This window comes from Protofrankia sp. CiP3 (assembly GCF_917627345.1).
Lineage (GTDB): Bacteria > Actinomycetota > Actinomycetes > Frankiales > Frankiaceae > Protofrankia.
Genome location: NZ_CAKJTM010000018.1, coordinates 45,807 through 52,664, shown reverse-complemented (window position 1 = coordinate 52,664; position 6,858 = coordinate 45,807). Strand labels below are relative to the sequence as shown.

Sequence of the window (6,858 nt, the reverse complement as noted above, 5' to 3'; positions counted from 1 at the left end):
GACGGCCTACGAGATCGACCGCGAGAGCTTCGAGGTCTTCCGCCGTCGTCTTGGCAGCGATCATCCGTCGACCCTCGCGTGCGCGGTCAACCTCGCGAGCGAGCTGTATGCCCAGGGCGAGTTCCAGGCCGCCCACGACCGGGACGTCGACATCCTGGCCCGCTCGAAGCAGACGTCCGGCGAGGACCATCCCGCGACCCTCGTGTGCAGCGCGAACCTGGCGATGGACCTGCGCGCGTTGGGCCGTATGGAGGAGGCCGGCCGGTTGCACGCGTCGACCATCACCCAGATGGACCAGACCCTCGGCGTGGAGCATCCGGCGACAAGGGCCGCCGCCGGCTGGGTCAGATCCAACTGCGACATCGACCCGTTGCCGTTGTAACGGGGAGCCCCGGCCGGGATCCCACCCGTGTGCGGGGCTGTTCAGGGGGCGTCGGCGGCCTGCCCGCGCGGGCAGCCGCCGAGCCAGTCGGCGAGATCCCATGGTGGCGGCCGCCGACCGGTCCTGGCCGCCACCGCCCGGGAGACCGCCAGCACCAGTTCGGGACGGGTGAGCACCACTTGGGCGACCGGTTCGTGACCCACGGCCTGCGCGGTGAGCCCCAGACCGACCCAGGCATCCGACCGGTCAGGGCTGTCCGCCAGGCCTGACAGGTACAGCTGCCGGGCGGACCGGTAGTCGGCGCTGACATAGGCGAGGTCAGCCGCGGTCGCACCGGACACCCGGCGGCCGACCTCATCGCGGCGTTGCAGCTCCCGGAACGCGTCGCGGTCGGCCAGCCACAGCCGGGTCAGCGCCGACCGGGTGTCCAACAGGCGCGCCGCCGGGTCCGGCCGCACGTCTGACGGCGGCACCGGGCCGGTCGGAGCTGACCCGGCCACCCACGCCCGCGCCAGCGCATCGACCGCGTCCGGCGGCGGACACAGATGGCGGATCCGCCAGCCGGCGCGATGGTCCACGGCAGCGGCGGCGGCCCGCTGGGCGACATTGCCTGGTACAGGCTCGGTCTGCCAGCTGGAGAGGGTGACCAGCACGCCGTCGAGGAAGCGCCGCCCAAGCCCGGTCAGTTCCGGAGCCGCCAGCAGGCCGCGCAGAGCATGGGCGACCTGCCGTCGCCACAGCGCGAACTCGAAATGGGCCAGGACACTCCGGCTGCCAGCGGCGACCTGCCGCTGCCTGCGCCAGAACCGGGTGACGCCGAAAAACGCGTAGACACCCTGGAGCAGACCGCCCAGCGGCCGCGGGTCGTCGCGCCAGGGCGCATAGAACAGGCTCCGGGAATTATTCTCATAAAGATCGAAAAGGTGCATCAGGGCGCCAAGCTTCGCGTGTTGCAGCTCGTGCACCAGCGTCGCGGCGAGCTGGACCGCGTCGTCGGGTTCGGAGAGAAGGAGGCTGCCGAACGCGTCGCCGGAGGATGCGCTGCGCGGGCGGAACGCTTCCGCCCGCGCCAGTGGCACGAGCACCGACAGGCCAGCGGAAAGCCCGCGGGCCTGCTCTGGATGTTCGGTTACCAGCAATGACCAGGCCTGCGCCAACATGGTCTCCCAGCGGCGGAGTGCGGCCGGGGTCAGCCGCGCCGGCCTGCTCGGTCGCAGGATATGCCGGTAGGGGTCGATATCGTCCAGCACAACGGACAGCGTGCCGCGGCCGGCCCGCGCGTGGAGCACCGTGCATCGCGTCCAGCCCGCGCTGTCATCGGTATCCAGATCCAGGGGCCGGCGGATGTCGACGGTGCCGGACCGGCTGGTGCACTGGACGGCCCCCCGCGCGGTCACCGCCACCTCGACCGTCTCCCAGGCGTCCCGGACGGGCAGGCGGACGTAGCCGAGCGTCGGCAGCATGGCGGCGCCCTGCCGCAACGGCACACACAGCCGGAACCGCAGCCCGCACCGGATGGCCGCCGCCGCGGCCATCGCGTGCAGGTACCCGACGTCGACCCACAGCGGAGCGTCGTCATACACCAGATTCCGTATCCGCCGCAGCACGTGCGTAGCCCATATCCCGGTCTGTGGCTGGTACAGCACGCGGGCCGTCTCGACGGGATCACTCCGTTCGGCACGTACCAGCAGGTCCCACACCTCGTCGACGGTCACGAGCGGACCATGGGCGTCGGGGCGCGGGCGCGCGGCGTCGAGGACGGCACGCAGCAGCACGTGTCGCTGGCTGCGCTCGGTGGCGAACAGCGTCCGCACGGAGCTGGCGTCACCGACGCCCGTGGCAATCGCGTCGAACGCGCGCTCGGCGAGCTGGTGGCGGATGACGGCCGGGCCGCCGGACGTGCCAAGCAGCGGTGAATCGGCCGTCATCAGGTGTTGTATCCGCCGAATCTGTTGTCCGGGTCGTCGATCCTGGTCAGCAGCCGCCGCATGCCGGCGTCCAGCATCTCACCCGAGAGTGAACGCAAGCTTTCGAGATCGATTTTTGTGAGGTCGGTGAGAGTTGACTCGATGTCGGACTTGGGCGCGGACATGTCGGCCGGCACACTCCCTTCGGTCTTCACCTGCCACGTTTGCCGCGTCTTCCAGGTCGTCCGCGTCGCGGCCCGCCGCGCCGGCCGGGAAGGTGGGCGAAAGCACGGCTTGAGCCGCCACGCCGCGGGAGGCCTACCCCGGCGTAACAGGCGGACATCCGTGCGAAACAAGTGTCGCATGCCGCGCCGCGCGGCGCGGCGAATCGGCCCCGGACAGGTGTTGCTCGAAAGCGAAGAAGGCAAAGAAGCGAGGTAAAGAAGCTCAGGACGGGCCGCGCAACGCGCGCAGCAGCCTCTCATAACCGCGAGCGTCGAAGAGGTCGACCGGCCTCCAGGGGCGGAGGCGGTCCGGGACGGCACAGTCCTCCAACCGCACTGGAATGATGTAGGTCGCCCCTTCCGGCTGTTCGCTTGCCACGTCGAGCGCGATCCGGATCGCCTTGTGGATGAAGTCCCGCCGGTGCATCGCGTGTGCCGTCAGGCAGACCAGGACAGCGGCCGAGTTCCTGATGACCGTACGGACCAGCGGTTCCCATTCCTGGCCGGGAAGAACATCCTCGTCGTCGAGCCAGGGGGCGAGGCCGTCGGTCCGCAGGCGGGCGTACAGGGCGCGCGCGCCGGCCAGGTCGCTGGTGGAATAACAGAGAAAGATCCGCCCGTCGGGGAGGCCGGGTTGTCCGACTGGGTATGGTCTCCCGCTGGTGTTCGACGGATTTCCGGCGCCGTTGGCCCCCGCGCCTGGCCGGTCATCACAGGCCGCGCCATGGTGTTCGGCGATCGCGGTGAACGCGGGACTGGCCGGATACACCCGGAGCGCGGCGCGCAGCAGCCGGCGGAATGGATCGGCGATCACGCCGTTATCCAGCTCGGTGAAAACCTGGTACCACCAGTGGACGGGTGTCATACCCGGCCAGCCGGGCCGGTACTCCCTCGGGTAGCCAGCCTGATCCAGCAGCATGCCGGCGGCGGCAGCCGTCCCGGCGACCCGCGCGCAGGCGTGCAGCAGTTCCCATCGCTCGTCGTCGGTGAGCGACAGCTCGACCGACTGGCCGGTCCGGCCCTCCATCGTGAACCCCCATTCGGCGCCGCGACGGTCGTCTCGCCCGCCACGGGAAACAGCGACCGGGAGGCGGGACGAGCGTTCGGCCATTTTAGAGCGCCCGAGGATAGGACTGTCCGGCTCGCGGCTCATCCGCGTCCCGCCCGGCCGCGTTGTCGTCAGTCGGCGCCCAGCACCAGGGCGCCTTCCTCCGCCGCCTTGCCGGACCGTGCGCGGATGAGCCGCTCACTGATCGAACGCCCTATCCTCAGGCACTCTTAGAGGCTTCGGCAGCAGGGACGCGGCGTCGCGGGGCTGAGGCACGCACCTCGGTCTTGATGGTCGGCGCGAACCCATCGGAATACGGGGAAGCCGTGGCCCGAGCGGGCTACGGTGAAGGTTTTTCACGGGTGAGTCCGTTCGGCGGAATCCGTGGTTGGCCGGGTATCGCCGGCTGGTAGGCGCCTGGTGGATATCGTGGGCCGAGCGGCCGTGCCAGAATCCGGTACCGGCGAGTGAGCCCGATCGGTGAGGGGAGAACGGTGATCGACGCGGAAGCGATGCACATTCCTGGTTGGCGCGGCGGTGACGGTAACGGCGCCTACCTCGACAAGACACTGCGTCACCATCCGATCGAGCTGTCACTCGACGACAGCGTCGGCGTGCAGGTGATTTTCATGTTATTTGCGCGGGCGCTGTCCGCGGCTTTTCTCGGTTGGCTCGTATTCGCTTTCCTCGGGCTGTTCGCCATGGTGGGCGGGGGTGCTGGATCGGGCGCCGCCATCATGGGCGTGGGTGCCGTCATAGCCGGTGCCGTGTTCTGGGCGGTCCTGCTGCTGTCGCGGTTGACCGAGCCTATTGGCGAGTGGCGGGTACTGCTGGAGGACAGGACCAACAGCGTGGAGTCCACCTACAGCAAGATAGCGGGCGCCCTGCGCGATCGGCAGATTCCGCTCTATCGGACGGTCCGGCGCATGTCCACCGGCATCGGTGCCGGGCATGTCAGCAACCGGCTCGTGCTGACCGAGGAAAACTACTCGGCCTATGTGTCGGTGTTCAGCTACGGCACGAGCCTCTACCTCGGCTGGATGATGTGGCGCTCGCGCCGCGGGTACATCCTGATCGGGAAATATCTTGTTGATCTGGTGAACGGTATGATCGGCAGGCTTGACCCAGAGACGATCATGTTGCGTACCGAACGGCCCAGGGCCATGCGCGAAGCCGTCCACGCGGCGTGCCGGGAGGGCCTGTACGTCGCGATCGAGGGGTGGGACGTGCCTGTCACGTACGGATTTCCCCAGGGCCTGCCACGGATCGACGCCGAGCCGACGCCGCCGGCTCCCATGCCCTCGCATGCCGGTTTCAGCGGGCCACCAGCGGCCGAGCCTCCGTACCAGGCCATGGATCAGCAGCAGCGTCAGCCCAGCCAGCAGAACTGGCCGTACGACGGCACCGCGCAGAGCCCGCCGCCGTACCAGCAGCCGCCTTCGTACCCACCGGCGGCGGGCCCCGGCGGGCGGGACTGGCGGATCGGTGACGAACCTCGTTACCAACAGTGACCTTGGACGGCCACCGCGGGGACGGGATTGTGCGGCGGTCCGGTCCGGAGGGCTGCTGGGCGTGGGTGGGGGTCCGCCTCGCGCCGATCACGCCCGGCGCGGGCAGCCCTGGCCTGTACACCGATCTGGGTGAACCGTCGCGGCGTGCCGACGCCCGCACCGCGGAGACCGCGTGGGTTGCCGCCTGGCGAAGGAGCGATGAGCGGCCCTGTTTCGACCTGCGCTACCTCAGCGACCCCGGCTCCGGCAGCGTCTCCTGCGCTCTGCTCGGGCGGGTGTTCGCTCCCGACGACGCCACGGTCACGCGCGCGGCGGCCGTGCTGCGGGAGCGCCTGGCGAGGCCACCGGCTCATGTGGCGGCCAGGCCGTTCGCCAGCGCGGCCGAGGTTCAGCGCTGGCTCGCGCCGGTGGAACCCCACCCGGACGGGCTGGCTGAGATCCGCAAACGGCTGACCCACAGCTGGTGTAGCCGGCCGGGCATCCCGGGCTCGGCTCCCGGGCGCCGGATCTGCTTTGCGGTGTCCGCGTTCGCCGGTGGCGACAGCTCCTGGGAAGCGGTGTGGCTCGCGCTGGCGCGGCAGCGGTACCCGACGCTGATCAGCCTCTTCGTCGAGCCCTACCCGGTGGCGGACATCCTGCACTATGCGCTCAGCGCGCTCGCCAGGGAGTACACCGCGCTCGCGACGGAGATACCGGGCACGCTGTACCGGGCCGCGGTGCCGGCCGACGCGTTCGCCGTCGAGGCACAGCCGCTGTACGCCGAGGCGCTGCGTCGCTACACCGACCACGCGTATCGCGTCCGGGTCTCGGTGGCCTCCGCTGGGCCGCTGGATCCAGCCTTCGGTGAACTGGTCGCGGCGACCATCTCGCCGCCGGTCCGCGACGGCGCGTTCGGCGGCGGCGGGGCGGTGTCGCGGCGGCCGCCACCGGCGGAACTCGGGCCGGCGTGGGCGAACATCACCGCTTTGAGGCGTGGGTGGCTCGATGCGACGTACCGGCAGGAAGCGCCGCCAGGTTCGCTCGACGAACCGGAGCGCATCCTGTGCGACCTTGCCGACGTCGCGGAGACCGCCGCGGTCTTTCGTTTCCCCTATGAGATCGCAGGCCGCCCGTGGCTGTTCGACCTCCCGGACCGGCCGGTGTCCCGGCCGGCACCGGGCCGCTCGGTGGTCTTCCTGTGTCATGCGGAGGCCGATCGCGCGGTGGCGGCGAACCTGCATGCCCGCCTGCGCTCCGATGGCGTTGACGGCCTGTGGCTGGAGGCCGAGGATCTTGGCGGTGGCTGGGAGCGGGAAGCGACGATCAGACAGGCGATCGAGCGAAGCCGGGCCGTGGTCGTGTGCCTGTCGAGAGCTGTGTACGAGCGGGGCGCCGTCAACAGGCATATCGCCTGGGCGCTTGAGGTGGCCATGGAGCAGCCTCCGGACACGGTTTTCATGATTCCGGCGCGCATTGAGGACTGCGACATTCCCCACCGGCTACGCACGTGGCAGCCTGTCGACCTGTTCACCCACGACGGCTACGCCCGGCTGGTGCACGCGCTCGGGAACACTCAGCGGTGAGGACAGCCACCTGTTACGGATCAAGAGGCTGGGGTTAGAGTCCCGCCGAGCACGCCGTATCCCCACAGGTCAAAGCCTCATCATCAATCATGGTGTGGGGCTCTAGACTGGTCGACAGCGAAACTGACAGCCCGACGGGTCAGTCCACCTCCGCCGCACCGCCCTCATCGTTATCGAAACAGGTGTCGATCTTGTCGGTGGCGTCTTGGCTCACGTCTTCGACA

The 6,858-nt window shown here is 69.8% G+C and carries 6 protein-coding genes; 3 read left to right on the top strand and 3 right to left on the bottom strand.

From position 1 onward, the window contains the following. Nucleotides 1-382: tetratricopeptide repeat protein (locus MJ797_RS09580; RefSeq protein ID WP_239333833.1), on the top strand; the 382-nt coding region annotated here is incomplete at its 5' end. Nucleotides 383-423: 41 nt separating this feature from the next. Here MJ797_RS09580 and MJ797_RS09575 read toward each other — a convergent pair. The 3 genes from MJ797_RS09575 to MJ797_RS09565 all read right to left on the bottom strand — a co-directional run bounded on the left by MJ797_RS09575 (nucleotide 424) and on the right by MJ797_RS09565 (nucleotide 3,666). Beyond that, on the bottom strand, nucleotides 424-2,310 hold the full coding sequence (locus MJ797_RS09575) for an HEXXH motif domain-containing protein (RefSeq protein WP_239333831.1): 1,887 nt from the start codon (nucleotides 2,308-2,310) through the stop codon (nucleotides 424-426). Next, nucleotides 2,310-2,504 (bottom strand): hypothetical protein, encoded by a 195-nt coding sequence (locus MJ797_RS09570; RefSeq protein ID WP_239333829.1) that lies wholly within the window; start codon nucleotides 2,502-2,504, stop codon nucleotides 2,310-2,312. Before MJ797_RS09570 ends, MJ797_RS09575 begins: the two co-directional genes overlap by 1 nt. 232 nt (nucleotides 2,505-2,736) lie before the next feature. Next, complete coding sequence (locus MJ797_RS09565; protein WP_239333827.1) at nucleotides 2,737-3,666, bottom strand: toll/interleukin-1 receptor domain-containing protein; 930 nt, start codon at nucleotides 3,664-3,666, stop codon at nucleotides 2,737-2,739. 389 nt (nucleotides 3,667-4,055) lie between these two features. Here MJ797_RS09565 and MJ797_RS09560 point away from each other — a divergent pair, with 389 nt between their 5' ends. Both MJ797_RS09560 and MJ797_RS09555 read left to right on the top strand, forming a co-directional pair. Continuing rightward, on the top strand, nucleotides 4,056-5,072 hold the full coding sequence (locus MJ797_RS09560) for a hypothetical protein (protein WP_239333825.1): 1,017 nt from the start codon (nucleotides 4,056-4,058) through the stop codon (nucleotides 5,070-5,072). Nucleotides 5,073-5,101: 29 nt separating this feature from the next. Continuing rightward, on the top strand, nucleotides 5,102-6,634 hold the full coding sequence (locus MJ797_RS09555; protein WP_239333823.1) for a toll/interleukin-1 receptor domain-containing protein: 1,533 nt from the start codon (nucleotides 5,102-5,104) through the stop codon (nucleotides 6,632-6,634). Nucleotides 6,635-6,858 lie beyond the last annotated feature (224 nt).

Bases quoted from the DNA above. Each gene is read 5' to 3' on its own strand.
- MJ797_RS09575 (WP_239333831.1), bottom strand. From the start codon at position 2,310: ATGACGGCCGATTCACCGCTGCTTGGCACGTCCGGCGGCCCGGCCGTC.
- MJ797_RS09565 (WP_239333827.1), bottom strand. From the start codon at position 3,666: ATGAGCCGCGAGCCGGACAGTCCTATCCTCGGGCGCTCTAAAATGGCC.